General features: G+C 71.8%; 22 protein-coding genes. 5 read left to right on the top strand and 17 right to left on the bottom strand.

Annotated features, from left to right (window positions below; translation table 11 throughout):
- Positions 1–120 precede the first annotated feature (120 nt).
- On the bottom strand, positions 121–1,068 hold the full coding sequence (locus tag EHF32_RS15550) for a CPBP family intramembrane glutamic endopeptidase (RefSeq protein ID WP_137419031.1): 948 nt from the start codon (positions 1,066–1,068) through the stop codon (positions 121–123).
- A gap of 47 nt (positions 1,069–1,115) precedes the next feature.
- Here EHF32_RS15550 and EHF32_RS15545 point away from each other — a divergent pair, with 47 nt between their 5' ends.
- Positions 1,116–1,712 (top strand): arsenate reductase/protein-tyrosine-phosphatase family protein, encoded by a 597-nt coding sequence (locus EHF32_RS15545; protein WP_137419030.1) that lies wholly within the window; start codon positions 1,116–1,118, stop codon positions 1,710–1,712.
- Between the two features lie 104 nt (positions 1,713–1,816).
- Positions 1,817–2,077, top strand: a complete 261-nt coding sequence (locus tag EHF32_RS15540) for a hypothetical protein (protein ID WP_137419029.1) — start codon at positions 1,817–1,819, stop codon at positions 2,075–2,077.
- 439 nt (positions 2,078–2,516) lie between these two features.
- On the opposite strand, the gene EHF32_RS15535 is transcribed toward EHF32_RS15540, so the two are convergent.
- Both EHF32_RS15535 and EHF32_RS15530 read right to left on the bottom strand, forming a co-directional pair.
- Positions 2,517–3,071, bottom strand: coding sequence for a flavin reductase family protein (locus EHF32_RS15535; RefSeq protein ID WP_137419028.1), 555 nt, complete (start codon positions 3,069–3,071; stop codon positions 2,517–2,519).
- A 130-nt stretch (positions 3,072–3,201) separates the two neighbouring features.
- On the bottom strand, positions 3,202–4,521 hold the full coding sequence (locus tag EHF32_RS15530) for a PAS domain-containing sensor histidine kinase (RefSeq protein ID WP_137419027.1): 1,320 nt from the start codon (positions 4,519–4,521) through the stop codon (positions 3,202–3,204).
- Positions 4,522–4,671: 150 nt separating this feature from the next.
- Here EHF32_RS15530 and EHF32_RS15525 point away from each other — a divergent pair, with 150 nt between their 5' ends.
- Positions 4,672–5,136, top strand: coding sequence for a pyridoxamine 5'-phosphate oxidase family protein (locus tag EHF32_RS15525; RefSeq protein ID WP_137419026.1), 465 nt, complete (start codon positions 4,672–4,674; stop codon positions 5,134–5,136).
- A 40-nt stretch (positions 5,137–5,176) separates the two neighbouring features.
- On the opposite strand, the gene EHF32_RS15520 is transcribed toward EHF32_RS15525, so the two are convergent.
- The 8 genes from EHF32_RS15520 to EHF32_RS16205 form a co-directional block, all read right to left on the bottom strand.
- Positions 5,177–6,475, bottom strand: a complete 1,299-nt coding sequence (locus EHF32_RS15520) for an amidohydrolase family protein (protein WP_137419025.1) — start codon at positions 6,473–6,475, stop codon at positions 5,177–5,179.
- A complete protein-coding gene (locus tag EHF32_RS15515) occupies positions 6,472–7,047 on the bottom strand; it encodes a phosphoribosyltransferase family protein (protein WP_137419024.1) in 576 nt (191 codons plus the stop codon). The genes EHF32_RS15520 and EHF32_RS15515 overlap by 4 nt, the downstream gene beginning before the upstream one ends.
- Positions 7,048–7,457: 410 nt before the next feature.
- The gene (locus EHF32_RS15510) at positions 7,458–8,741 is read right to left on the bottom strand and encodes an ABC transporter permease (protein WP_137419023.1); all 1,284 of its coding nucleotides are present in this window, start codon (positions 8,739–8,741) and stop codon (positions 7,458–7,460) included.
- Positions 8,738–9,463, bottom strand: coding sequence for an ABC transporter ATP-binding protein (locus tag EHF32_RS15505; protein ID WP_137419022.1), 726 nt, complete (start codon positions 9,461–9,463; stop codon positions 8,738–8,740). Before EHF32_RS15505 ends, EHF32_RS15510 begins: the two co-directional genes overlap by 4 nt.
- Positions 9,460–11,085, bottom strand: coding sequence for a DUF1090 domain-containing protein (locus EHF32_RS15500; protein ID WP_238343746.1), 1,626 nt, complete (start codon positions 11,083–11,085; stop codon positions 9,460–9,462). Before EHF32_RS15500 ends, EHF32_RS15505 begins: the two co-directional genes overlap by 4 nt.
- A gap of 5 nt (positions 11,086–11,090) precedes the next feature.
- Entirely contained in the window at positions 11,091–12,062 is a 972-nt protein-coding gene (locus tag EHF32_RS15495) for a hypothetical protein (RefSeq protein ID WP_137419021.1), read from the bottom strand.
- A gap of 129 nt (positions 12,063–12,191) precedes the next feature.
- Positions 12,192–13,376, bottom strand: coding sequence for a hypothetical protein (locus EHF32_RS15490; protein WP_137419020.1), 1,185 nt, complete (start codon positions 13,374–13,376; stop codon positions 12,192–12,194).
- Positions 13,373–13,507, bottom strand: a complete 135-nt coding sequence (locus tag EHF32_RS16205) for a hypothetical protein (protein WP_272949052.1) — start codon at positions 13,505–13,507, stop codon at positions 13,373–13,375. The genes EHF32_RS15490 and EHF32_RS16205 overlap by 4 nt, the downstream gene beginning before the upstream one ends.
- Positions 13,508–13,710: 203 nt before the next feature.
- Here EHF32_RS16205 and EHF32_RS15485 point away from each other — a divergent pair, with 203 nt between their 5' ends.
- Positions 13,711–15,168: a polysaccharide biosynthesis tyrosine autokinase gene (locus EHF32_RS15485; RefSeq protein WP_137419019.1), complete on the top strand. Its 1,458-nt coding sequence runs from the start codon at positions 13,711–13,713 to the stop codon at positions 15,166–15,168.
- 19 nt (positions 15,169–15,187) lie between these two features.
- Positions 15,188–16,078 (top strand): hypothetical protein, encoded by an 891-nt coding sequence (locus tag EHF32_RS15480; protein ID WP_137419018.1) that lies wholly within the window; start codon positions 15,188–15,190, stop codon positions 16,076–16,078.
- 243 nt (positions 16,079–16,321) lie between these two features.
- On the opposite strand, the gene EHF32_RS15475 is transcribed toward EHF32_RS15480, so the two are convergent.
- From EHF32_RS15475 to EHF32_RS15450, 6 genes are all read right to left on the bottom strand, one after another.
- A complete protein-coding gene (locus EHF32_RS15475) occupies positions 16,322–18,871 on the bottom strand; it encodes a YncE family protein (RefSeq protein ID WP_137419017.1) in 2,550 nt (849 codons plus the stop codon).
- A 399-nt stretch (positions 18,872–19,270) separates the two neighbouring features.
- Complete coding sequence (locus EHF32_RS15470) at positions 19,271–20,101, bottom strand: siderophore-interacting protein (RefSeq protein WP_137419016.1); 831 nt, start codon at positions 20,099–20,101, stop codon at positions 19,271–19,273.
- The gene (locus EHF32_RS15465) at positions 20,098–20,901 is read right to left on the bottom strand and encodes an ABC transporter ATP-binding protein (protein WP_137419015.1); all 804 of its coding nucleotides are present in this window, start codon (positions 20,899–20,901) and stop codon (positions 20,098–20,100) included. The genes EHF32_RS15470 and EHF32_RS15465 overlap by 4 nt, the downstream gene beginning before the upstream one ends.
- Complete coding sequence (locus EHF32_RS15460; RefSeq protein WP_137419014.1) at positions 20,894–21,943, bottom strand: FecCD family ABC transporter permease; 1,050 nt, start codon at positions 21,941–21,943, stop codon at positions 20,894–20,896. Before EHF32_RS15460 ends, EHF32_RS15465 begins: the two co-directional genes overlap by 8 nt.
- Positions 21,940–22,983 carry a FecCD family ABC transporter permease gene (locus tag EHF32_RS15455; RefSeq protein WP_192900660.1) on the bottom strand — a complete coding sequence of 348 codons (1,044 nt, stop codon included), beginning with the start codon at positions 22,981–22,983 and terminating at the stop codon, positions 21,940–21,942. Before EHF32_RS15455 ends, EHF32_RS15460 begins: the two co-directional genes overlap by 4 nt.
- Complete coding sequence (locus tag EHF32_RS15450) at positions 22,980–23,909, bottom strand: ABC transporter substrate-binding protein (protein ID WP_137419013.1); 930 nt, start codon at positions 23,907–23,909, stop codon at positions 22,980–22,982. The genes EHF32_RS15455 and EHF32_RS15450 overlap by 4 nt, the downstream gene beginning before the upstream one ends.
- Positions 23,910–24,161: the final 252 nt, after the last annotated feature.

Here is a 24,161-nt window from a genome sequence, read left to right as displayed (position 1 = left end):
GACCGACGGCCGAGCGTCGATCTCCGACAGACGGGATCGGGTGAACAGACGCTAACCTCGACGCACGGTGCCGCGAACACCCCGGCGCCGGGTTTCACCCGCGGCTTCACCCCGGCCCGTTCAGGCCGCGACGATCCCCCCGTTCAGACCCGCGAGCGTGCCGACGACGGCGAGCGCGACGAACGAGCCGTTGAAGACGATGTGGGCGACGAGCGCCGCCCAGAATCTGCCGGTCACCAGCACCAGCACGGACGTTGCGAGTCCGAACAGCGCGATGGATGCGGCGCCGGCCGCGCCGTCGGACAGCGATCCGGTGAACTGGTGGAGCAGCAGGAAGATCCCCGTGCTGATCAGGGCCGCCCCCGCGCCGGCGACCGACGGCGAGCGCGTGAGGCGACGGAACACGGTGTACAGCGCGACCAGCAGGAACCCGCGGAAGAAGAACTCCTCCACGACGGGCGAGATGACGACGGGCACGACGGCGTCGACGAGCCAGTCCACACCCGAGAGACCGCCGTTGGTCGTGGACAACGCAGGCCAGAGCGCGGTGCCGCGCTCCGCCTGCTCGAACCAGCCGCTGATGACGCGCAGGCCGAGTCCGAGGATCAGCCCGAAGAGCAGGTCCGTCGCGCGGAAGCGCAGGAGACCCCGCGGCACCGAGCGGGAGTACGCGATCACGACGGGCACGATCATCGAGGCCCAGAGCACGATGCTGCCGACCCACCCGCCCAGCGTTCCGCCGATCAGCGTCGACGCCGCCGTCGCGATCAGGAGACCGGCGCCGAGCCCCATGAGCGCGCCGCCCACCAGCAGCCAGCTCCACCGCTGTGTCGTGCTGCCGCCCTGCAGCCAGACACGCGGTGCGCGTGGACGCCGCCGGCGGGGACGACGCTCGGGTTCCGGCTGCTCGTCGATCTCCGCCTCGACGAGACCGAGGTTCTCGAATCGTCCTGCGCTCGCCGCTGCGTCCTCACGGCGAGCGGTCCAGGCTCCGTCCGAGGCGCGCTCGAAGCGCGAGGAACGATAGGCGCCGGACTCGCCGCGGCCGGGCTCGGTAGGATCGCTCACAGGGGCCAGGTTACCGGGCAGGGCCCGGCGGACAGGAGACACCCGCGATGCTCGAGGTTCTGACGGTGTGCACCGGCAACATCTGCCGCTCGCCGTTCGCCGAGGTGATCCTCCGCGACGAACTGGGCCGGGTGGGCGTCACGGCCGCGAGCGCCGGAGTGAAGGCACTCGTCGACCAGCCCATGACGCCCGAGGCGGCGGCGCTCGCGCAGGCGTACGGCGTTCCGCAGGATCTGATCGGTGCGCATCGCGCGCGCTGGCTGAACGAGAGCCATCTGCGCACCCCCGCACTCGTGCTGGCGATGACGCGGGAGCACCGCAGAGCGGCGGTGGAGCTGGCTCCCGCGGCGACCCGGCGCACCTTCACCGTGCGCGAGCTCGCTCGCCTGGCCGCGCACGTGTCCGACGAAGCCGCCCGCTCGGTGGCCGACGCAGCGGGTTCCGACCCGCGCGCGCGGCTGGATGCGCTGCTCGCACACCTCGTGTCGGTGCGCGGCGAGATCGAGGCACCGGCCGATCCCTCGCTCGACGACGTCGTCGACCCGTACCGGCGGGAGTGGGAGGTGTACGAGCAGATGGCGTCCGAGCTGATGCCTGCGCTGGGTGAAACGGTGCGACTGCTCGCCCTCGCGACGCGCGCGTGAGACTTCATGAGAGTTTTCACCCGTTTGTGTCAAGTGCTCTGTGCTGACTCCCAGACTTCTGCCAGAGTGGTGCGGTCAATCCGTCTCGAGCAAAAGGACTCTTCATGACTCAGCAGCCCGCTCCCGGCGTCGACTACCCGGGCAAGACTCTCGGCGTCGTCGGCCTTGTCGTCGCGATCTTCTTCAACGTCATCGGACTCATCATCTCTGCCATCGCCTTCAACCAGTCGAAGAAGGCCGGCTACAAGAACACCCCCGCCCTCGTCGGCATCATCATCGGCGCCGTGCTCTTCGGTCTGGGTGTCATCCTCTGGATCATCGCCATCGTCGCCGGCGTCGCCGCGGTGAACATGAACAGCTACTGAGACCCCTACCAGGGGAGGGGCCGCGTCCGTTCGGATGCGGCCCCTCGTCTTTCCTCGGTGCGGCTGACGGCGCTCACATCCCGCCTTCGTTATTCACGGTCTGCGGCGCGGATCCGCGCCGCGAAAGGGAGTTGAGTAGGGCACGTGGACGCAGAGAGTGCGACACGGGTGCCGGTGGAGACAGACCCCTGCGGTGGGTTGGCGGTCTCTCTCCCCGACACACCTTCCGTGTCGTGACGTGTTCGTCGGTTCCCGCACAAGCGCAGACGTCGGGACCGGCCACGATCTGCACCCGCACTCGGACCGCTGCGCCGCGTTTCGACGCTGGCGCAGCGGTCCGAGTGGTTCGATGTCGAGCCGGTCGTGTCGCGGTGGGGCGGGCGGGGCTCGGGATGCCGATCGCCCCCCTCACCGCGAGACGACCGGCCCGCGGGCGGCGTCAGGATGCGGCCAGGCTCCCCACGCCGCCGTCGTGATAGACGAGCGGCGCCGTGCCGCGGTGGCTCGATCCGCCGAGCACCTCCAGCACGACCAGCCGATGATCGCCGAGGGGCTCATCGCTGTGCACCCGGCACTCGAGCCACATGCGCGCGCCGTCGATGAGGATCGCGCCGCCGTCCGTCTGCGCCGTGACGAGACCGGCGAACCGATCGCCCGCGCGCGACGCGAGCGTGCGCACCGCCGCCGCGTTCTCCTCACCGAGCACCGAGACCCCGATGCGGGAGGCGCCGGAGATCAGCGGCCACGTGCGCGAGGACTGCTGAGCGGAGAAGAGCACGAGCGGCGGGTCGAACGAGATGCCGAGCGCGAACGAGGTCGCCACCATCGCCTGCGGCCCCTCCGGCGTGAGCGCACAGATCGCCGCGATGCCGGTGGGATGCTGCGCGAACATGTCGCGCACCGCATCCGCATCCTTGGGAGCTGCGGGAAGGACGGTGCGGGCGATTCCGTCGGGTCCGGGGACGATCTGCGCCCACGGGTGGTTCCAGGTCATTGCGGCTCTCCTTCACACCCGTCCAGCGCAGTCCGCGGGCGCACCGCCACGCTACGAAGCCGGTGTTACGCGGGTTTTACGCGGGAGTGAAGATACCTGACGACGATCAGTCGATTACCGATAGCTATCGTCACGCTGCGGGACGCGCCGCGTAGTCGCGCACCGAGCCGTCGCCGGCCGCGTGCCGGTCACCGGCGGCGCGGATGTCGCGCACGGCCGAGCGGGGCGCGTCGCCCGGTGCACGCCCGCCGTCGCCGTCGACGGGGAGCGTGATCGTGGCCGTCGTGCCCTGACCCACCGTGCTGCACAGCAGCACCTCGCCGCCCTGGCGTTCGATGAGCGCCTTCGTGCTCGCCAGTCCGATTCCGGTCCCGCCGTCGTCCGGGTTCGACAGCCGACCGCGTTCGAGGGGGTCGAAGATGCGCTCGAGGTCCTCCGGGGCGATACCGCGCCCACGATCCGAGATCGCGATGCGCGCCTGGGAACCGTCCACCTCCACCGAGATCTCGATGGGTCCCTCGCTGTACTTCGCCGCGTTGTCGACGAGATTCGCGATCGCGCGCCGCAGCGCCACCGGGTCCGCCAGCACCGCGACCGAGCGCGGCGATCGATAGCGGATGCGTCCATACGCGTCACCGGGGAGCACCAGCTCGGCCGCCTCCCGCACCGTGACGGAGGCATCCGCTCGGCTCCGCGCCTGGCGCGGGCGGGTGGGCACGAGCCGCGCGGACAGGTCCTGGATCATCGTGGCGAGGTGATCGGTGACGGCGGAGATGCGTTCGACCGCGGCGACCGTGGCGCCACCGGGCTCGGCCATGAGGTCCACGTAGCCGCGCAGGGCAGTGATGGGCGAGAGGAAGTCGTGCGCGAAGGCGCGCAGGAAGTCGAGCTCCGCGTCCTCCCGCTGTTTGGCGGCGGTGAGATCGGAGACGATCTTCACGAAACCGGCGACCTCCCCCGCGTCGTCGCGCAGCGCCGTGATGATGACGTGGGCCCAGAACAGCGAGCCGTCGGCGCGCACCCGCCAGCCGTTGTCCTCGACCGATCCCCGCGTCGCAGCGATCGCGAGCAGGCGCAGCGGCACGCCGCGCAGCTGGTCCTCCTCGCGATAGAAGCGCGTGAAGGAGGAGCCGAGGATCTCCTCGGGCGTGTACCCCTTCAACTTCTCGGCACCGGGATTCCACCCCACGACCCGGCCCTCGACGTCGAGGTGCACGATGGCCACGGAGGTGACCTGCGCGGTCCAGTCCTGCACGAGCGCGCCCTTCGCGGCGTCCGCGGGGACCGCGGTGACGGGAACGGGCAGGCCGACACCGGATGCGGGCGCGGCCGCGGCCGGCGCCTCGTCGATCGACGGTGCGGCGGAGGATTCGGACTCGGAGATATCGGCTCCCATCGGGACGTCGATCAGTTCATCGCTCGTCGGCTCGGCGCGTCGGGTACGCGTCATCTGGATTCTGCACCAAACGCGCCCGCGCCGCATCCGCTCAACGCGATGCGGCGCGGCGTAGCACATCCGCACACCGGACGGGGGGCGCTCGACCGGACGGGGAAGGGCGGGCGACGATGGCGACACGCATCCGCAGAGGAGGAGACGGACATGTCCGAGAACGCACACGAAGAGCTCGCCGGCCTGATCAAGAAGTTCCGGTTCGCCATGGTCACCACCACCGAGGCCGACGGCAAGCTCGTGGCCCACCCGCTCACCGTGCAGGAGGCGGAGTTCGACGGCGACCTGTGGTTCATCGTCGGCACGGCGACCTCCGCCGCCGTCAACGTCGCGCGCGAGTCCCGCGTGAATGTGTCGCTCAGCAGCGACGACACGTGGGTGTCGTTGTCGGGGACGGCCGCGATGGTCGATGACCGGGCGAAGCTCGAGCAGCTGTGGAGCCCCGCTGTCGACGCCTGGTTCGAGGGCGGCCCGGCGGACCCTGCCGCGGGTCTCCTGCGCTTCCACGCCGACAGCGCGGAGTACTGGACGGCGCCGGGCGGCAAGATCGTCCGCGCCGTCGCCGCCCTCACCGGCCACCGCGTCGAAGGCGAGAACGAGACCGTCGAGCTCTGAGGCATCGCGCCCGGGCCTTCGAGGGTCCGGGCGCGACGGGTCACCTCGCGAACACCGCCTCGCCGTCCACGAGCACCAGCCGCACGTCGTCCGCGCGGGAGGCCAGGACGATCCGCGCCTCCGGCGACATCGCCGGACCGCCGGAGGCGGCGCGAACGACCAGATCGGCGCGCTTGCCCGGCTCGAGAGAGCCGATGACGTCCGACATGCCCAGCACCCGGGCCGCGTCGATCGTGGCGTGAGCCAGCAGCTCGGCTGCGGTGACCCGCCCGGCGCCCGTCCCGGCCGCCCGGTCGAAGGCGAGCGCGTGTCGCATCTCGGCGACCATGTCCGCGGGCGTGTTGAGGCTGCGATTGTCGAGACCGAGGCCCACCACGATGCCGGACTCCCGCAGCTCCCCCAGTGCGCTGCGGTGGGCACCGGAATACATGGATGAGGCCGCGCAGTGGACGCCGCCGCATCCGTGAGCCGCCAGCAACTCCCTGTCGTCCGGATCCGTCGCGCTGAGGTGGGCTCCGACCAGGCTCGGACCCAGCACTCCCAGCCGCTGAAGACGGGCGACCGCCCGCTCGGGCCTTCCCGCGGCATCGGGGATGCCGGCCGCGCCCGCGTCCGACGCGCACAGGTGGGTGGTCATGCCGGGCGCGTCGAGAGCACCCAACCCCACGAGCAGCGCGTCGGAGGCCATCTCGGGCAGTTCCGTGCAGGCGAACACCGACACCCGCCCCGATCCGGCGTCCAGCGCCGACGCGGCGAAGCGCAGCGCCGTCTCGGTGGGGGCGACGAGAGCGTCACGTCGGAAACCGCCGGCACGTTCGGCGGCGTCGAGCCACGGGGTCCACTGCGCGGGGAGGCGGTCGGAGACCATCGGCGCCAGGACCCACCGGATCCCGGACGCCCGCGCGGCCCTCGCGCTCGCCGCGAAGGCCTCGTCCGCGCGTCGCGTGCCGACGTCGCCGACGCCCCAGCAGTCGAGCACCGTCGTGATGCCCGCGCGCGCCGCATCCGTCGCGAGGCTGCGCACCGCATGCGCCGCATCCGACGGGGTGAGGGCGAGGACGGTGCGGTAGTACGTTCCGAACAACCAGTCGAAGAACGGCACGGACGCAACCAGCGAGCCGGCCGCGGCCGCATCCATGGAGTGCGTGTGCGCGCTGACGAACCCGGGGTGGACGATGCCGCCGCGCGCGTCGATCCGTTCGCGCGCCGCCGGCGCGGGCCCCTCGCCCACGGCGTCGACGACGCCGTCGCGGATCGCGATCCATCCCCGGGCGACGCGCCGCGCCGCATCCATCGTGACGACGAGGGCGTCGTCGATGACGGTGTCGACGACGCTCACGTGCGCGGGAACACCGGGATGCGGCCGAGCACCGCGACGCGGTCCTCGTATGGCGCGAGCGCCGCAGGCCACCCCTCCCCCTCGGCCAGGAGCGCACCGATACCGACGATCTCGGCACCCGCCCGCTCGAGCAGGCGCAGCGCGGCGCCCGACGAGGAGCCGCTGGAGATCACGTCATCGACGAACAGCACCCGCTTGCCCGCGACCGCCGAAAGGCGCGCGCGATCCAGGAGCAGCGCCGCGCCGGTCGTGCTGGTGATGGCGTGCACGGATTCCTCCAGCGCGTCGCCGAGGTGTACCTTGCGGGTCTTCTGCAGGATCACGTAGTCGTCGAGGCCGAGCGCGCGAGTGACCTCGATCGCGACGGGGATCCCGAGCGTGGCGGGTGCCACGACGACATCGACGCCCGCATCCGCGAAGTGCTCGGCCAGCTCGCGCCCGGCGGTCTCGGCGAAACGCACCCCGTGATCGATCACCATCATCAGCGCGATGGACAGGTCGTCGGAGACGGGGATGATCGGCAGCGTGATCTGCTGGCTGCCGACCTGGGCGAGGTAGGTGTCTGCGGGCATGTCCGGAGGCTACGCCGCGCGTGTGTCGCCCCGGTTTCGTGCCCACCCCCCGGCAGCCCGAACTCCTGCAAAACCGCCACCCGCAGCCGCATCCAGCCCCGAACCGCCCCATCTGCAGGAGTTCGGGCTGCCCGACGCCGCACCCACCCGGGGTCGGATGCCGCGCGCCACCCCGGTCGGACCCGGGCCACCTGCCGCCGCCTGCCACCCACCCCCGGCAGCCCGAACTCCTGCAAAACCGCCACCCGCAGCCGCATCCAGCCCCGAACCGCCCCATCTGCAGGAGTTCGGGCACGCCCGACGCCCCACCCACCCGGGTCAGGGAACGGCGCAGGCGCTCTCGACCGACACCCGGATCGGGCTCGCGGCCCGGATGCGGCGCTCAACGCGCGCCGCCCGGGCAGCCCGGATCATCCGCGGAGCGCTGCGATGGGCTCGATGCGCGCGGCGCGACGCGCAGGCAACCAGCCTGCGGCGAGCCCCACGACGGCGCCGAGGAAGGCTCCACCGACGGCGACCAGCGGGTTGATCACCGGACTCCACCCCGCGATCACCGAGACCAGGACCACCGAGAGCACCGCCACCGCCGAGCCCATGATCCCGCCGAGCATTCCGATGATCGCGGACTCCGCGATGAACTGTCCCGCGATCTGCCGCGGGGTCGCGCCCAGCGCCCGCCGCAGTCCGATCTCGGGCGTGCGCTCCATCACCGAAAGCAGGGTGACGTTGGCGATGCCGAGCCCTCCCGCGAGGAGCACGATGACACCGAGCGCGATGAAGACGACGTTCACGTCCGCCTGCACGTTCTGGCTCAGATCACTGCGTCCGCTGGGAGCGGCCACCTTGATCTGGTCCGGTGCGTCGGGGGCCAGGGCGAGCGGGGCCTGCTCGCCGATCTGCGGCCCCGCCCCCACGTCGACGCGCGCCTGGATGCTGCCGGGAGCCGCCAGTGAGAAGTCGGCGCGCGCGGTGCCGACCGGGATGATCACCGCGTCCTGCAGGTCCGCGCGCCGCTCGAAGGAGTCGACGATGCCGATGACGGCATACGCCAGCCCGTCGATGAAGATCGAGGGCTGACTGTCGACGCGATTGATGGCGAGCCGGTCGGCCTCCCGCGCCCCGAGCACCGCGACGCGGTCGCCGCGCACATCGTGCCCGTCGTCGAACATGCGCCCCTCGACGACCCGTCCGCCCAGTGCATCGAGCAGACCCGAGGATGCGGCGACGACCGGAGCGGGTGCCGAGGATGCGGCAGAGGGGTCGTACACGGGCACCGCGGTGATCGCGGAGCCCGCCGGAAGCGTCACCTCGGCGAGGGTCGCTGCGGCGACCACGCCCGCGAGCCGCTCGACGCGCTCGGCGCCGTCCCAGGGCAGGCGCGCGGTGGCGACGGAGGCGCCGGACTGCGTGCGTGCCTCGGCCGGCGTGATCTCCACACGTGTGGCCGCCGCCTGATCGAACTGGCGGGCGATCTGACCCGCGGCCGTCTGCGCGAACCCGAGGGTCGCGACGAGTGCGCCGATGCCGAGCACGGTGCCTGCGATGGTCATGATGAGCCGCGCGGGGCGCGAACCGATGTCGGCGGTCGCCTCGGCGACGAGGTCCTGCGACGTGAAGCGGTCGGCACGGGGCGTGGGCGGCACCAGCGCGCCGAGGTCGACGCGCTCCCGGGCGGCGGCACGGCGGCGTCTCATGCCACCTCGCTCAGGCGGCCGTCGGCGATCCGCACGCGGCGACTCGCCCGCGCGGCGACGGCGTCGTCGTGCGTGATGACGATGAGGGTGAGACCGTCGGCGCGGAGCTCGTCGAAGAGGTCCATGACCTCGTCGGAGGTGCGGCGGTCGAGGTTGCCCGTGGGCTCGTCGGCGAGCAGCAGGCTGGGCCGACTGACGACCGCGCGCGCCACGGCCACGCGCTGGCGCTCACCGCCGGAGAGCAGCCCCGGCAGGAAGCCGGTGCGTCCGCCCAGTCCCACCCGGTCGAGCGCCATACGCGCACGGTCCTCGCGCTCATCGCGGGGAACGCCGCTGTAGAGCATCGGCATCAGCACGTTGTCGAGCACGGTGCGTCGCGACATGAGGTGGAAGGCCTGGAACACGAACCCGATCCGGCGCGCCCGGACGGCGGCTCTGCTGTCCTCGTCGAGGGATGCGGTGAGCACGCCGTCGAGGTGGTACTCCCCGACGCTCGGTCGGTCGAGCAGGCCCAGGATGCTCAGCATCGTGGACTTGCCGGAACCGCTGGGACCGACGATGGAGACGTAGTCGCCCCGCTCGACCGTCAGGTTGATCCCCTTCAGCGCCTGCACCTCCGGAGGGCCGGGGAAGGACCGGGTGACATCGCGCAGCTGCACGAGCGGCGCCGCCGAGCCCGAGTCGATCCCGGCCGCATCCGTCACGGCCGTGGTCTGAGTCATCGCCCGACCACGACCAGGTCGCCCTCGCCGACGGCGCCCTCGAGCGGCGAGATCTCCACCGCGCCGCTGGCGGCGAGGCCCGTCTTCACGGTGACCAGGCGGGTCTTCGCGTCGGGGTCGCGGGGGTCGCCTTCGACGACCTCGACCCGCGCTTCGCCGCCGGGCCCCGCCGTCAGGGCGGCGACCGGCACCGAGAGGACCTCGCCCTCGGTGGCGCCCACGGGGATCGCGACACGCACGTTGGATCCCTGCATCTGCTGGATCTGCTCGGGCGACAGCGGGTCGGGCTCCAGCTCGATCGACCAGCGCCCCGACGAGTCCTTGCTGGTGCTGGGAGCGAGAGCGGTGATGACAGCGCGGTGGGGTGTTCCATCGGGCAGTTCGAAGCTCGCCTCGCCGCCCACCTGCAACAGGGCCGCATCCGCTTCGCCCGCGGACCCGGTGAGGCGCACGGTGGCGCCGGAGACCGTCATCGCGGCGCCCTGCAGCACCGCGCCGCGGGTGACGTTGACCGTATCGACACGGCGCGGCAGGCCCGTCAGGTACAGCACCTCGGACGAAGGCAGGAAGGCCATCGAATCCTCGCGAGCACGCTGCAGATCCTGCTGCGCCTGCTGCACCTGAACGTTCGCGGCGTCGATGGCCGCGCGCTGCGCGGAGGTGTCCGCGGGCGCATCCAACTGCTGACGCTGCAGCTGAGTCAGCGCGAGCTGATCCTGCGCCGCGGCGATCTCGGATGCGTTCCCCTTGGCGATCGCATCGTTCACCGCGCGCTGCGCCGCCGCCACCTCGTTGTCCGCCTGCTTGATCGCGACAGGATCGGCTCCCGACTGCGCCTTGCGCAGCTCTGCCTGCGCCGCGGCGACCGCCTGCTGGGCCGAGCGCACGCCGGCTTCGGCGGCGCTCACGGCCTGGGCGGCCCCCTCATCCCCGGAGGGCGCCGGGTAGCCGACGGCGGCGTACAGCGCCGTGATGCCGGCGGATGTCTGGGCGTCGAACACATTCGAGGCGGGGTCTCCGCCGTCGATGCCGACGCTGCGCAGCGCGTTCTTGAGCTGCACGACATCGGGCCCCGAGACGCCGAAGCGCAGGCTCCGATACGCGGGCAGGTCGCCGGGCAGCACGATCACGGGACGCCCCGCGACCTCCAGCGCGATCGACAGCGCGTTCAGCTCGGTGCCCACCTCGGGCACCTGACCGGTGACGACGGCGGGCCCCGACAGGGTGGCCGTGTCGATGGTCACCTCCACCGCATCCGCGTAGCCGACGTCGGCGCGGATCGTCACATCGTTGCTGAGCTCGCCGAACTCCACCGGAACCGTGATGAGTCCGGGCTCCGGCGCGTCGGCGCGGGATGCGGCCTCCACCGGCGAGACGACGAACGTCCCCACGAGCAGTCCGATCACGAGGCTCGCCACCGCGACGGCGGAGGTGATCCACAGCGGGCGGTTGCCGCGGAACACGCGCCCCCACCCGCGCAGGGCGGCGAAGCGCCCACGGGGAGCTCCCGCATCCTCCGCGTCGGTCGCGGCTGCAGCCGCGTCCTCGCCGAGTAGCTCGCGCGTGAGCGCGGAGTCCTCCGAGGCGTCGTCGGCGGCGGGATCGAGGTCCTTTCGCGCCACCTCGGTCAGCTCGCCTGCTCGGCGGCCGCCTTGAGGGCGTCGAGGTCGGCCTTGTTGTCGGCGATGAACTGCTCCTCGAGCGCGAACTGCACCTTCTCGTAGGCGTCTCGGTAGTTCGTCTTCTCGCGGCAATCGAGGTCGGCGAGGGCGAGGGTGATCTCCTCTTCACCGAGCTCCTTGAGCTTCGGGTCGTCCTCGACGTACGCGGTCTGTCCGCTGTAGTACTCGTTCAGCTTGTCGGACATGCTCGTCTGCGCATCGCCCTGCTTGGCGAAGCCGGACTGGCCGGCGTCGGCCATGCAGGACGCCCACTCGGCGTCGATCTTCGCGAAGCCCGGGTCGTCGGCCATCTTCGTGTAGAAGTCGTTGATGGCGTCGTTGATGCCCTGGAATTCCTCGTCCATCATCGGGTTGGCGCCGGACTCGTGCTGCGCCCAGCCCTGACATCCGGCCTTCGTCCAGTCGTACTCGTAGGAGCCGTCCTCGTTCAGCTCCTCCTCCGTGGGGGACGGACCGTACAGCGCCTCGTAGAACGCGGTCTGCTCCGACTCCGACAGGCTCGAGACGTAGTCCTGGTTCGGGTCGACGTACTGCTCCTGGTCCGTGGGCGTCTCGTCGCGGCCGGGGTAGTTGATCATTCCGTAGCCGTACTGGGTCACCCAGTCGCGGTCGTCCGGCTTCCACTCGACGTCGCTGCTGCTGCTGAAGGACACCGATTGGATGTTGGGCGTGTAGTCGAAGCCTTCCTCCGACATGCACTGCGCCACGAGCTCCTCGGACTTCTTCTGCTGCTCGGTGAAGCGCGCCTCCTGCTCCTCGGTGGACAGATCGCCGCCCCAGATCGAGGAGAGGTAGGCCGACAGCGGCGACTCGGGGCGGTCATCGCCCTTGTCTCCGTCCGCGGCCGAGCAGGCCGTGAGAGCGAGCGCCGCGACAACGGCGAGAGGCGCGATGGCGAGCAGGCGTGAACGAACCATGATTCCCCCATAGGATCACCGGCGCCGATGCGACGACGCACATGCTCAGCTTAGGGATCGCATAGCGTCTTCCCATCTGGGAAGACGCCGCGCATCCTTCCCACACCATCGGATAGGGTGTCGCACCGCTCAGATCAGGGGCAGTCGCGCGCGCAGAACCGCGCCGCCGGTCGCCCCGGCGGCGAGCTCGAGCGCGCCCCCGACGACGTCGAGCTGCTGGTGCAGGCGGGCGAGTCCCGACAGCCGGACGTCTGCGGCGGGCGAGGCGCCGTCGCTGACGACCTCGAGCAGCAGCACTCCGCGCATCACGCGTGCGGCGAGACGGATGCGGCGCGCACCGCCGTGGCGCAGCGCGTTGGTCTGCCCCTCCTCCAGCACCCGCACCACGACGACCCGCATCCGCTTGTCGATGCGCGCACCCAGCACGGCGAGCAGCGGCGACGCGTCGTCGATGATCTCCACGTGCGCGGGAGTACGCGCCGCGAGCGCACGCACGGCGGGCGCCAGCCCCCGGTCGAGATCGACGGGGTACAGCCGTTCGCTCAGGGCACGCAGCTCGTGCTCGCGCAGGCGGGCGAGCGTGTCGGCCACCGCCACGATGCGCTGCGGCATCGGAGCGGCGGCAGCGATGTCGCGCAGCTCCGCCTCCAGCACGACGAAGGTGCCCTGCACGGAGCCGTGGATCGTGGCGGCCACGTCCTTGCGCACGCGCAGTTCCTCGGCGCGGACATCGTCCATGAGGGTCAGCGCCCGCTCCTGCGCCTCGATGCGCGTCAGATCCGCCTCGCGCGCGCGACGCCAGACGTCCGCGAACTGGAGTCCGCTGCCGAGCGCGAGCAGCGCCAACAGGAAGGTCATCGCCGTCTCCAGGCCGACCACGCGCAGGGCGCCTTCCGATGCTGTATCCACCACGCCGCTGAGCACCTGCAAGAGGGATCGAATGAGGGCTGCGACGACTCCGAGCGAGAGCACGATGGCGGACCGCGCGCGCGTGCCGCGACGTTCCGGACCCAGCAGGAACGCCCCGCCGACCACGATCGCGACGGCGGTGAAGTTGTACGCCCACCGCAGCACGATCTCGGAGAACGGATCGGGGGCGAGCTGGCGCATGTCGTCGGAGACCACTCCGAGCACGAGCACGGCCTGCACGCTGGCGAGCACCGCACCCAGACCCGCCACCAGGGCGGTCGCGCCGACCATGATGCGCGAGAGCGCGCGCTCTTCGGATGCGGCCGCCCGCGCCCCCGGGGAGACGGTCACCGATCCGACGCGGCGGGCACGGCGGATCCATCGGTCGGAGGTGGGCGCGATCACTCTCGTTCGCGACGCCCGCGCACGACGATGGTCACCAGCGTGGCGAATCCGAGCACGCCCAGCGCGCCCCACACCCACGGCAGACCTTGTGTCGCCGTGGCCGCCCATGCGGCAGCATTAGCGAGAGACATCGCACGTCCTTCCCCAGACAGGCGGCTCCCCCAGGAGACCGCCGTGACGAACCTAGCCTCGACGCGGCCGGCAGGAGTGTGCGGCTGAGTAGTTTCCCCCGGCGCCGCCGACATCCGGGAAGTCCGATGAGCGTTATCGTTCACCGGCCCGAAATAAGGCCTGTGGCAGGATGGTGCGCGATACTCCCGATCTGAGAGGCACCATGGAACTCAGCGACTACATCCGGGTTCTGCGGAAGAACTGGCTGATCATCGTCGTCGCAACTCTCGTCGGGCTGGGGGCGGCCGCCGGATACTCGCTGACCCGCACGCCCCTCTATGAGTCGCAGGCCTCGGTGGTCGTCTCGACCCAGTCCAGCGGCAGCGTGCAGGAGATCTCGCAGGGATCGAACTTCACCCAGCAGCGCGTGGCGACCTATGTCAACGTGGCGACCAAGCAGCTCGTGCTCGATCCCGTGATCCGCGACCTCGGGCTCGACATGAGCGCCGGTGCCCTCGCCAGGAACGTGAGTGTCAGCAGCGTGCTGAACACCACCTTCATCACGATCGCGGTGACCGATGCCGACCCGGTCAAGGCCGCCGACATCGCCAATGCCGTCGCTGCCCAGCTGCCGCTCGCGGTCGAGGAGATCGAGCCGTCCACCGGAGGCGAGAGCCCGGTGCGCCTCACGACGGCGAGCACGGCGGTCCCCACGAACGTTCCCGTCAGCCCGAACGTCCCTCTGAACCTCGCGCTCGGTGCGCTCATCGGCCTCGCCGTCGGCATCGGTATCGCCGTGCTGCGGACGGTGCTCGACACCCGCATCCGCACCATCCGCGATGTCAACCAGATCACCGACCGCCCGATCCTCGGCGCGATCCCGTTCGATGCGAAGGCGGCGGAGCGGCCGATCATCATCCAGGCCGACCCGTACAACACGCGCTCGGAGTCCTTCCGGGCCCTGCGCACCAACCTGCAGTTCATCGAGATGGACGGCGGTCACTCCTTCGTGATCACCTCCTCCATCCCGAGCGAGGGCAAGTCCACGACGACGGTGAACCTGGCGATCGCGCTCGCGGATGCCGGGAAGCGCGTCGCTCTCATCGACACCGATCTGCGCAAGCCCAAAGTCGCCGAGTACCTCGGGATCGAGGGCGGCGCGGGTCTCACGGATGTGCTGATCGGTCGCGCGAAGGTCGGCGACGTGATGCTCCCCTGGGGCAAGCGCCCCCTGTTCGTCCTGCCCGCGGGCAAGGTGCCGCCGAACCCCAGCGAGCTGCTCGGTTCGCGTCAGATGGCACAGCTGCTCGAGGCGATCAGCCGCGACTTCGACGTGGTGCTTCTCGATGCGCCCCCGCTGCTGCCGGTGACGGATGCGGCGATCCTGTCGCGCGAGACGACGGCGGCGATCCTCGTCGTCGCCGCCGGTCGCACGACGACGGGTCAGCTCACCGCGGCACTCACGGCTCTCGAGACGGTCGATGCGAAGGTCGGCGGGATCGTCATGAGCATGGTCCCCACCCGCGGACCGGATGCGTACGGGTACGGCTACGGATACGGATACGGCGGCTACGGGACGTACGGCACGGCTCCGGAGCCGGCTCCCGCGAAGGCGAAGAACTCACGCAAGCGGGCGCCGGAGGACGACGCCGGCCTCGACGAGCTCGTGAAGGGCTCCTGAACAGAGAGGCGTTCGTGCGATGTCCTCACGTCGTCGCCCGATTCATCGCTCCACCCCCGTCAGCCGCGCGCTGACGGGGGTTCTCGTTTCCGCGCTGGCGGTCGCCGCCATCGCGCTCGCGGTGTTCGCGCTGACGCCGCGCACCCCGCCCGAGACGCGCCCGCTTCGCACGACCACACCGTCACCCGCGCCCTCCGCTTCGCCGTCGGCCTCGCCGACCCCCGCCGCGTCGGCCTCGGCTGCACCGCTCGCGCCGGTTGCGGCGCCCGGCGCCGCGGAGCGGTTCCTCGCCGTGGGTGAACAGGCCCTGTGGCGCGCATCCGCCGGCGACTGCGGGACGACCGCACCCCTGCTGGAGCGGTCCACCGACGGCGGCCAGACCTGGAGCGACGTCACGCCGCGCTATCTCGGCATCGGCGAGATCCTGCACGTCGAGGCGTTCGTCGGAACGGAAGCGCGCATCGTCGCGCGCATGGGTGCCGCCTGCGAGACGCAGGGGCTGCGCACCTTCACACAGGGACGCTTCTGGGAACAGGATGCGGCGACTCTGGCCGCGGCGACCTACATCGATCCCGCGGCCCCCGCCGCGATCGTGACGCCGTCGGGCCGCGTCGAGGCGCCGTGCCCCGAGCCCTGGGGCGCGCAGGGCGACGCGGGCGCGCTGACCCTCGTGTGCGAGGGCACCGCACAGCAGTGGGACGGCGGCGCGTGGCAGCCCGTCGCGGAACGCGCGGTCGCCGTCATCGCGACAGCCGACGGCGCGCGCACCGCGCGCACGGGCCCGTCCTGCGCGGGCGTCCTCGTGGGGGACACCTGCCTCGCGGACGCTCCAGCCGGCCCCGCCGCCTTCGCCGCGGCGTCCGACGCCCTGTGGCTCTGGGCCGGTGACACCGTTCGCGCGCTTCCCTGACCCGGCCGCATCCGGTCCCGGCGAGGAGCGGGCGGGCCGGGCCCGCACTCCTGCATATCGAGCCCGCACACCCCCGACGGCCCGGCCCGCGCCGCATGTGCAGGAGTTCGGGCGCCCCGGCAACGCCGCCCGCGCGGCACCCTCCCCCGGCGAACGGCACCTGCGAGGCAACTCGGGCACTCCGCCCGGGCACGACGAAGCGGGGCGGGCCCCGAAGGACCCGCCCCGCCTGTTCCGCACGACTCAGGCGCGGCGGCGCGTCCGGGAGACCAGCAGCACCAGCGCCCCCACAGCGAGCAGGCCCGAGGCCAGCAGAGCCCAGGGCAGCGGATTCACACCCGTCGCGGGAAGCGAAGCGGTCACCGGCGCACCGGGCGCGGCCACGACGAGCGCCGAGGTCGCGACGGCGGTGGACCCGTCCGGGGCGAAGCCGATGGCCACCAGGGTGTGCTCACCGGGAGCGAGGTCCGTGGGAACCGTGACCGGGAACGAAACGGTGCCGTCGGCATCCGTCACCGCCGCACCCAGCAGGGTGGGCGTGGAGTACGCGAAGGCCTGCACGTTCGATCCCCCGAGGAAGCCGGAAGCCTCGACGGTGACCTTCTGCCCCGGCGTGACCGAGCTCACGAGGTTGCCCGACGCGTCCACGAAGCGCACGCTCGTGCCTGCGGTCGCCGCGGGCACCGTCTCGGGCGCCGCACTGGAGAGCACGGATGCGGATGCGGACACCGCCGGCTCGGCGGATCCGACCGACGTGGACGCCACGACCGAGAAGGTCATCGCTCCGGCCGGAAGACCCGTGATCACACACGAGGTCTCGGTGGTCGTGCAGCTCTGGCCGCTCGGCACAGCGGTGACGGTGTAGCTGACGGGTCCCGCGCCGCCGTCGTCCTCGGATGCGGGCCACGAGACGAACGCCTGGAAGGCGCCCGGCACCACGTTCACCGTGCCGGGGGCCGAGGGCGCGACGGCGTCGATACGGATCTTGACCGCGGACGTCGCGGTGCCCGCCTCGGCGCCGGTGGCGGTGATGGTGAAGGTCGTCTTGTCGATCGCGTCGCCCGTCGGGGTTCCGCTGATCACGCCGGTGCTCGCGTCGATCGACAGCCCGGCGGGCAGCGTGGGGCTCACGGCGTAGGTGACCGGCCCCGAGAAGCCTGTCGCCGTCAGCGCCGAGGTCGGCTCGATGGCCTGCCCGTGCACGGCGGCGAGCGGCTGATCGGACGGAGAGAGCCCCGCCACCACGATCCCGAACTGCTGCGACGCCGTGAACGTGCCGTCGCTCGCGATGAGCGTGAACACGGTGCGCTCGATCGCCTCACGCGGCGTTCCGGAGATCACGCCGGTGGCGGCGTCCAGCGTCAGGCCGTTCGGCAGCGCCGGCTCGACCGAGTAGGCTACGGAGCCCGGGAAGCCGGATGCGGTGGGGGCCGGCGTCGCGTCGATGGCCGTCCCGCGCGTCGCCTGGACGATGGCCGTGGCCAGCGCGAGGGCGGGCTTGACGGCCAGCGAGATCGTCGCCGTCGCCGTGGCGTCGCCATCCGTTCCCGTGATCGTGTATTCCGTCGCCGCCTGCGCCGTCGTCGGCGTGCCGCTCAGAACGCCCGTGGAGCCGTTGAAGGTCAGTCCCTGGGGTACGGCCGGGGCGATCGTGTACGTCACCGTGCCGTCGAAGTTCTCCGCCGTCAACGCGGAGGATGCGGGCATCGCCCTGCCGACGGTAGCGTTCAGCATCTGGGTCGCGGGCGAGATCTCGGGCCGTGCGACGAGCGAGATGACGGACACGGTGCTGGTGTTCTGACTCCCGACGTACGCGGTCGTGCTGTCAGGCGACACGGCGAGCTCGTAGGGGCCGGAGCCGACGAAGACGGTGGCTCTCGTGTCGGTGTCGGCGGTGTCGATGACGGTCACGGTCGACGCGACGTAGCTGGCCACGAGCACGTGCGCCCCGTCCGGCGTCACCGCGACGCCGTAGGGCAGCCGGCCCACGGTGAGGTCCGCGGTCTTCGTCAACGCGACGGTGTCGATGACGCTCAGGGTGTCGGTGCCGCCGTTGGTGACGTAGGCGCGGGTGTTGTCGGGGGAGATCGCGACGCGGCGGGGGCCGTCTCCGACAGGGATCCGCGCGATCTCCTGCTGCGAGGCGAGATCGACGACGGAGAGGTCCTCGGACTCGTGGTTCACGACGTACAGCCGCTTGCCGTCGGGAGAGACGGTGACGCCCCAGGGCAGGGAGCCGGTGAGCGTCGGAACCGTGCCGATCTGCGCGTTCGTCGCGGTGTCGATGACCGAGACCGAGCCGCCGTTGGCCGTGTACACCCGTGAACCGTCGGGCGAGATGGCGATACCACGGGGGCTGTAGCCCGTGTAGCCGGTGACGTTGCTGATCAGCGTGTTGTCGACGAGGTCGAAGACCTTGATGGCGCCGCCGCTCCAGTCGGCGGTGTAGGCGCGAGTGCGATCGGGGGTGACGACGATGCCCATCATCGCTGCGCCACCGGCGATGGTGGTCTGCAGCTTCTGCTCAGCGGTGTCGATGATCGACACGCCCTGCGAGCCGTAGCTCGCGGTGTACACGCGGGACCCGTCGGCCGAGATGGTGAGCGCGGTCGGCGTCGAGCCGACGGCGATGGTGGCCGTCACCTCGGGGGCGAGTCCGGCGGCGTATGCCGGAGTCGCCGCGAGCGCGGCGGATGCGGCCAGAGCTGCCGTCGTGACGCCGGCCGCGACGCGCCGCCATGCGCGCCGTCGAGGGGCGCGCGCGAGCACGCCGGAAAGGGGTGTATCAGTCATTGGAGCCTCTCGATCCCGGGCGCGCGTGTAGGAAGAGAAGTGCGCGCGGGGTGTCTTCCGACACTACGAGCGAGTTGCTCCGCATCCGTCACCGGCGGCGAGGCACCGCGTAGAACTGCTCAGTCCACCCGCTGTCCCCCTGCGCTTCACCGCGCCGTCCTATCCCCGACGTCTGCACGACCGATCACGCACGGCATGCCTCAACATCCACACGGGATATCACCCGCACCACCCATCGTGCAGACGTCGTCGCATGGCTGCCCGACCGCCCCGGACCCGACGGGCCACACTTCTCCGCATCCGCCACAGTCATTGCCTGGCGCACCTGTGCAAACGTGTCGCATCTGCGCACATGCGACGCAACTCGGGCACCCGAGAGGGGTCCCCTCGACGCAGCACCTACCCGACGAGCGGGCCCCCGAGCTTCCAGTACCCGAGGAACGAGACACGATCCTTCGGCACCCCGCGCTCGGCGGTGAGGTGGCGACGGATGCGGGTGACAGCACCCGCCTCGCCTGCCAGCCACACGTACTCGGCGTCCGCCACCGCCGCCTCCCGCACGGCCGCCTCGAGCGCGTCTCCCGCGACCGCCGCGCGCGGCACGAGCCGCACATGCGCGCCGGCCGGCGCCTCGGCGCTCACGATGTCGTCGCGCACGTCCGCCGCCTCCAGCAGCACGTCCGCGCGGCCGCCCTCGGGCAGGGTGCGCAGGATGTTGGCGATCGCCGGGAAGGCGGTCTCGTCACCCGCCAGCAGCCACCGCATGGCCCCGGGAGGCGGCTGCCAGTGCAGACCGTAGCCGGTCCAGCCATTGCGCCGGTCGGGTCCGGTGATCCACAGGCGCTCCCCTGGCGCCACTCGCGCAGCCCACGCGGATGCGGGACCGGGCGGCTCGTGCAGCAGCACATCCACGTCGATCTCGCCCTGCTCCGGTCGGATCGCCGACGGCGTGTACGTCCGCAGCACGTTGCGCTCGGCCTCGGGCAGCGCCTTCCAACGGGCGTACCACTGGGACGGATGCGGGGTGGGCTCCGCCATGAGACCGAAGTCGGCGAGGCCCCCGTCCGGCAGCGGCAGCGGCAGCACGAGCTTGATCCGCTGATCCAGGCCCCACGGGGCGAAGTCTCGGAGCTTGGGCGCTCGGAGCGTGAGCCGCCGCCACGCCGGCGTGATCGCGCGCGCCTCGGCCACGGTCACGGCGAAGGCGCTGTACTCCCAGGGCCGCATCATGCGCCCCCGAGCGGCACGACGAGGGGTCCGCCGGTCACCGGGTCGGCGATCACCATGTTGGGCAGGCCGAAGACCTGCTCGACCCGCTCGCTGGTCACGACCTCGGCGGGCGTCCCCTCGGCGACGATGGCGCCGTCGCGCATGGCGACGATGTGGCTGGCGTAGCGGGCGGCGTGGTTCAGATCGTGCAGCACGGCGACGATCGTGCGCCCCGCGCGGTTCAGCCGCCCGAAGAGCTCCATGAGCTCCACCTGATGCGCGATGTCGAGGAAGGTGGTGGGCTCGTCGAGCAGCAGCAGGTCGGTCTGCTGCGCGAGCACCATCGCGACCCAGACGCGCTGTCGCTGCCCGCCCGAGAGCTCGTCGACCGGGCGCGGCGCGAGCTCTCGGGTGCCTGTCGCGTCGAGCGCCTCGTCGACCGCGCGCTCGTCCGCATCCGACCAGCGCCGGATGAGGCCCTGGTGCGGGTAGCGCCCGCGGGCGACGAGGTCGGCGACCGTGATCCCCTCCGGGGCGATCGCGGTCTGCGGGAGGAGTCCCAACCGTCGGGCGACCTCTTTCGCGGGATAGGCGGAGATCGCGCGCCCGTCGAGCACGACGCTTCCGGACTGCGGCGCGAGCAGGCGCGACAGCCCCCGCAGCAGCGTCGACTTGCCGCACGCGTTGGGGCCGATGATCACCGTGAACGAGCCGTCGGGAATGCTCACGGTGAGATCGGACACCACCGTCCGGCGGTCGTACGCGAGGCTCACCCTGTCGGCTGTGAGGCGAGGGTCGGACGGATGCGGGGACTCAGGCACGGCGACGGATCTCCTGGATGATCGTGACGACGAGGTAGATGCCGCCCAGTGTGACGGTGACGACACCGGCGGGCAGCACGACGGGAAGCAGATGCTGCGCGATCACGTCGGAGGCGAGCAGCAGCAGCGCGCCGACGAGGGCGGCGAGGGTCAGTGAGAGGTACGGCGTGCGCGCGAGACGACGCGCGATCTGCGGCGCCGCGAGCGCGATGAAGGCGATGGGGCCGACCACGGCGGTGGCGATCGAGACGAGGCCGACACCCAGCAGAAGTGCCGCGCTGCGCACGAGGGCGGGGCGCGCCCCGGTCGCCGCGGCGACGTCGTCGCCGAGGTCGAGCTGGCGCAGGCGGGGCACGAGCACCGCGGCGCCGACGAGCAGAGGCACGGCGCAGGCGAGCGCGCCGCCGAGCGGCGCGGCGGTGATGCCGTTCAGCGAGCCGGCTCCCCAGGCGGACGCGAACATCGCGGTCTCGAGCTCGACCTGCAGCAGCATCCACGTGTTGAGCGAGGCGAGCATGGCCGAGATGCCGATGCCGATCACGATGAGCCGGAAGCCCTGCACACCGCCGCGTCGGGCGAGCGCGCCGATCACGAGCGCGACGCTCACACCGCCGACGACGGCACCGATGGTCAGTGCGGGCCAGCTGCTCGAGACGAGGGTCAGGGTGAGCAGCATGCCGGCGAACGCGCCGTTGGACAGGCCCAGGATGTCGGGGCTCGCGAGCGGATTGCGCGTGACGGTCTGGAAGAGCGCGCCGCTGACGGCGAGCAGCGCCCCCAGGGCGACGGCCGCGAGTGTGCGCGGCAGCCGCCACTCGAGCACGACGGTGCGGTCCAGTTCTGTCCCGCCGCCCGCGAACGCGGTGAGCACCTGTGCTGGATCGAGCGCGTACGAGCCGAGACCGAGCGAGACGACGGCGAGCGCGATCACGGCCGCGGCGAGCGCGATCCCCACGACCACGCTCCGCGCGCGCAGGCGGATGCGGTATCCGCCGAATCCGGCCTCGAACCGGCGGTAGCCGGTACCCGTGAGCGCACTCATCCGAGGCCGCTCACGCGACGGCGCATCGCCAGAGCGATGAGCACGGGGGCGCCGACGAAGGCGGTGACGATGCCGGCGGACATCTCGGCGGGGGCGATGAGCACGCGCCCGAGCACATCGGCGGCGAGCACGACCACGGGTGCGAGCACGACCGAGACCCCCAGGATGACGCGTTGGTCGACGCCGAACACCCACCGTGCGACGTGGGGCACCATGAGCCCGACGAACGCGATCGGTCCGACGAGCGCCGTGGCCGCGCCCGCGAGGAGGGTGACGGCGATGACCACGAAGACACGGATGCGGCGCACGTTCGCTCCGTGGGACCGGGCCACGTCGTCACCGAGCGCCAGTGCGTTGAGCCCCGGCGCGACGGCGAACGCGATGACCAGTCCCACCCCGATGAAGGGGACGATCGCGACGAGCGCGTCGGCTCCGGCGCCGAGCAGGCTCCCGGCGTGCCAGCTGCGCATGGCGTCGAAGGCGTCGGGATTGCTGAGCGTCATCCCGGTGACGAGCCCCGAGAACACGGCGCCCAGCGCGACGCCGGCCAGGGTGAGGCGGATCGGGTCGGCGCCCCCGCGCCCCGACGATCCGATGAGGTACACGCCGAGCGTCACGACGAGAGCCCCGGCGAAGGCGAGCCAGACGAAGGATGCGGGATCGCGCATCCCGAGGAACGCGACGCCGAGCGCGACGGCGAACGCCGCCCCCGCGTTGACGCCGAGGATGCCGGGATCGGCGAGCGGGTTGCGCGTGAAGGCCTGGATCAGAGCCCCCGCCACGCCGAGAGCCGCCCCCGCGGCGAGGCCGGCGAGGGTGCGCGGCACACGCAGCTGCCACACGATGTACTGCGACTCGGGGGTGCCGCCGCCGGCGAGGGTGTCGACGACGACGCGGGGCGAGAGGGGGTTCGCCCCGAGCGCCAGCGACAGCAGGACGGCGGCGACGAGAGCGCCCACGAGCGCGGACGCGCCCACGGCGACGCGCAGGCTCCGAGGCCGTGCGTGCCGCCGTGAGCGGGCTGCGAGGGTGAGGGTCACCGAACGTTCGAGAGGTACTTCTCGATGTCGTCGAGCACCTTCATCGCGCCCTTGGGACCGACGCCGGAGACCCAGTAGCTGGTGTCGACGAGCGTGACGTCGGGGAACTCCGCGGCGTTCTGCGCGATGGCGGCGGGGATGAGCGAGGTGTCGGCGACGTCGGTGGCGGTCACGAACACGTGGTCGGCCTCCGCCTGCAGGATGTTCTCCGGCGAGATGTCGGCCTGGATGCCGTCGGCCCAGTCCTGGTCGGGGATGGTGAAGCCGACGCACTCGAGCAGGCTGCCCGCGAAGGATGTGGGGCCGTACAGGCTCAGCGTCGTCTCGTCGCGGGGACGGATCAGCTGCGCGGTCTGGCCGTCGACGGCGTGCTCCTTGCCGATCTCGTCGCAGCGCGCGTCGACGTCGCCCAGGAGCGTCTTGACCTCGTCCTTGTGTCCCAGCGCGTCGCCGATGAGCAGCGCGTTGTCGCGCCACGGGTCGGCCTGCGTCGCGATGAAGACGGTCGGCGCGATGGCGCTGAGCTGGTCGTACAGCTTCGAGTGACGCGCCTCGGTGCCGAGGATGAGGTCGGGCTTGAGGGCGGCGATCGCCTCCAGGTCGGGCTCCGGCACGGTGCCGACCGGCTCCACGCCCGAGGCGTCGAGGTAGGCGGGGATGCCCGAGACGTTGCTCGCGACGGCCGCTCCCACGGGAGTGATGCCGAGGGCGACGGCCGTGTCGAGCTCGAGCGGCTCGAGCGTCACGACCCGCTGCGGGTCGGCGGGCACCTCGGTCGTGCCGCGGGCGTGCGTGACCTCGTGGGTGGAGGCTGCGGCCGGAGTGGATGCGGCGGGCTCGGCGGATGCGGCCGAGCAGCCGGCCAGGCCGAGGGCCGCGACGGCGGCGAGCGCGAGGGCTGCGAGGGAACGGGGACGAGCGGGCATGCGGCCGCCTTTCGGGTGGTGCGTTCGGGAACCGGCCGCCGCGCCGCGACGAGCAGGTAAGCACAGCCTAACCAACCTTGCCCTCGTCTCTCGACCCGTCCACAACCCGCCCCACGACGTCCGCACGACCGATCGCGTATCGGACGCCCCATGAGGCCCTCGTGCTCCCACCCGCCCCACCCGTCGTGCAGCTGTCGCGACCCTCGGCGGGTTCCGGGCGAATCGGCGGGTGAAAACGCGGCGCCAGACGCA

This window comes from Microbacterium sp. RG1 (assembly GCF_005347485.1).
In the GTDB taxonomy this organism is placed as follows: domain Bacteria; phylum Actinomycetota; class Actinomycetes; order Actinomycetales; family Microbacteriaceae; genus Microbacterium; species Microbacterium binotii_A.
This window is presented reverse-complemented; position numbering and strand designations above follow the sequence as displayed.

Excerpts from the sequence above, each read along its gene's own strand:
- EHF32_RS15545 (WP_137419030.1), top strand. The coding sequence starts at position 1,116 with ATGCTCGAGGTTCTGACGGTGTGCACCGGCAACATCTGCCGCTCGCCG.
- EHF32_RS15540 (WP_137419029.1), top strand. The coding sequence starts at position 1,817 with ATGACTCAGCAGCCCGCTCCCGGCGTCGACTACCCGGGCAAGACTCTC.
- EHF32_RS15535 (WP_137419028.1), bottom strand. The coding sequence starts at position 3,071 with ATGACCTGGAACCACCCGTGGGCGCAGATCGTCCCCGGACCCGACGGA.
- EHF32_RS15530 (WP_137419027.1), bottom strand. The coding sequence starts at position 4,521 with ATGACGCGTACCCGACGCGCCGAGCCGACGAGCGATGAACTGATCGAC.
- EHF32_RS15525 (WP_137419026.1), top strand. The coding sequence starts at position 4,672 with ATGTCCGAGAACGCACACGAAGAGCTCGCCGGCCTGATCAAGAAGTTC.
- EHF32_RS15515 (WP_137419024.1), bottom strand. The coding sequence starts at position 7,047 with ATGCCCGCAGACACCTACCTCGCCCAGGTCGGCAGCCAGCAGATCACG.
- EHF32_RS15510 (WP_137419023.1), bottom strand. The coding sequence starts at position 8,741 with ATGAGACGCCGCCGTGCCGCCGCCCGGGAGCGCGTCGACCTCGGCGCG.
- EHF32_RS15505 (WP_137419022.1), bottom strand. The coding sequence starts at position 9,463 with ATGACTCAGACCACGGCCGTGACGGATGCGGCCGGGATCGACTCGGGC.
- EHF32_RS15495 (WP_137419021.1), bottom strand. The coding sequence starts at position 12,062 with ATGGTTCGTTCACGCCTGCTCGCCATCGCGCCTCTCGCCGTTGTCGCG.
- EHF32_RS16205 (WP_272949052.1), bottom strand. The coding sequence starts at position 13,507 with ATGTCTCTCGCTAATGCTGCCGCATGGGCGGCCACGGCGACACAAGGT.
- EHF32_RS15485 (WP_137419019.1), top strand. The coding sequence starts at position 13,711 with ATGGAACTCAGCGACTACATCCGGGTTCTGCGGAAGAACTGGCTGATC.
- EHF32_RS15480 (WP_137419018.1), top strand. The coding sequence starts at position 15,188 with ATGTCCTCACGTCGTCGCCCGATTCATCGCTCCACCCCCGTCAGCCGC.
- EHF32_RS15475 (WP_137419017.1), bottom strand. The coding sequence starts at position 18,871 with ATGACTGATACACCCCTTTCCGGCGTGCTCGCGCGCGCCCCTCGACGG.
- EHF32_RS15470 (WP_137419016.1), bottom strand. The coding sequence starts at position 20,101 with ATGATGCGGCCCTGGGAGTACAGCGCCTTCGCCGTGACCGTGGCCGAG.
- EHF32_RS15460 (WP_137419014.1), bottom strand. The coding sequence starts at position 21,943 with ATGAGTGCGCTCACGGGTACCGGCTACCGCCGGTTCGAGGCCGGATTC.
- EHF32_RS15450 (WP_137419013.1), bottom strand. The coding sequence starts at position 23,909 with ATGCCCGCTCGTCCCCGTTCCCTCGCAGCCCTCGCGCTCGCCGCCGTC.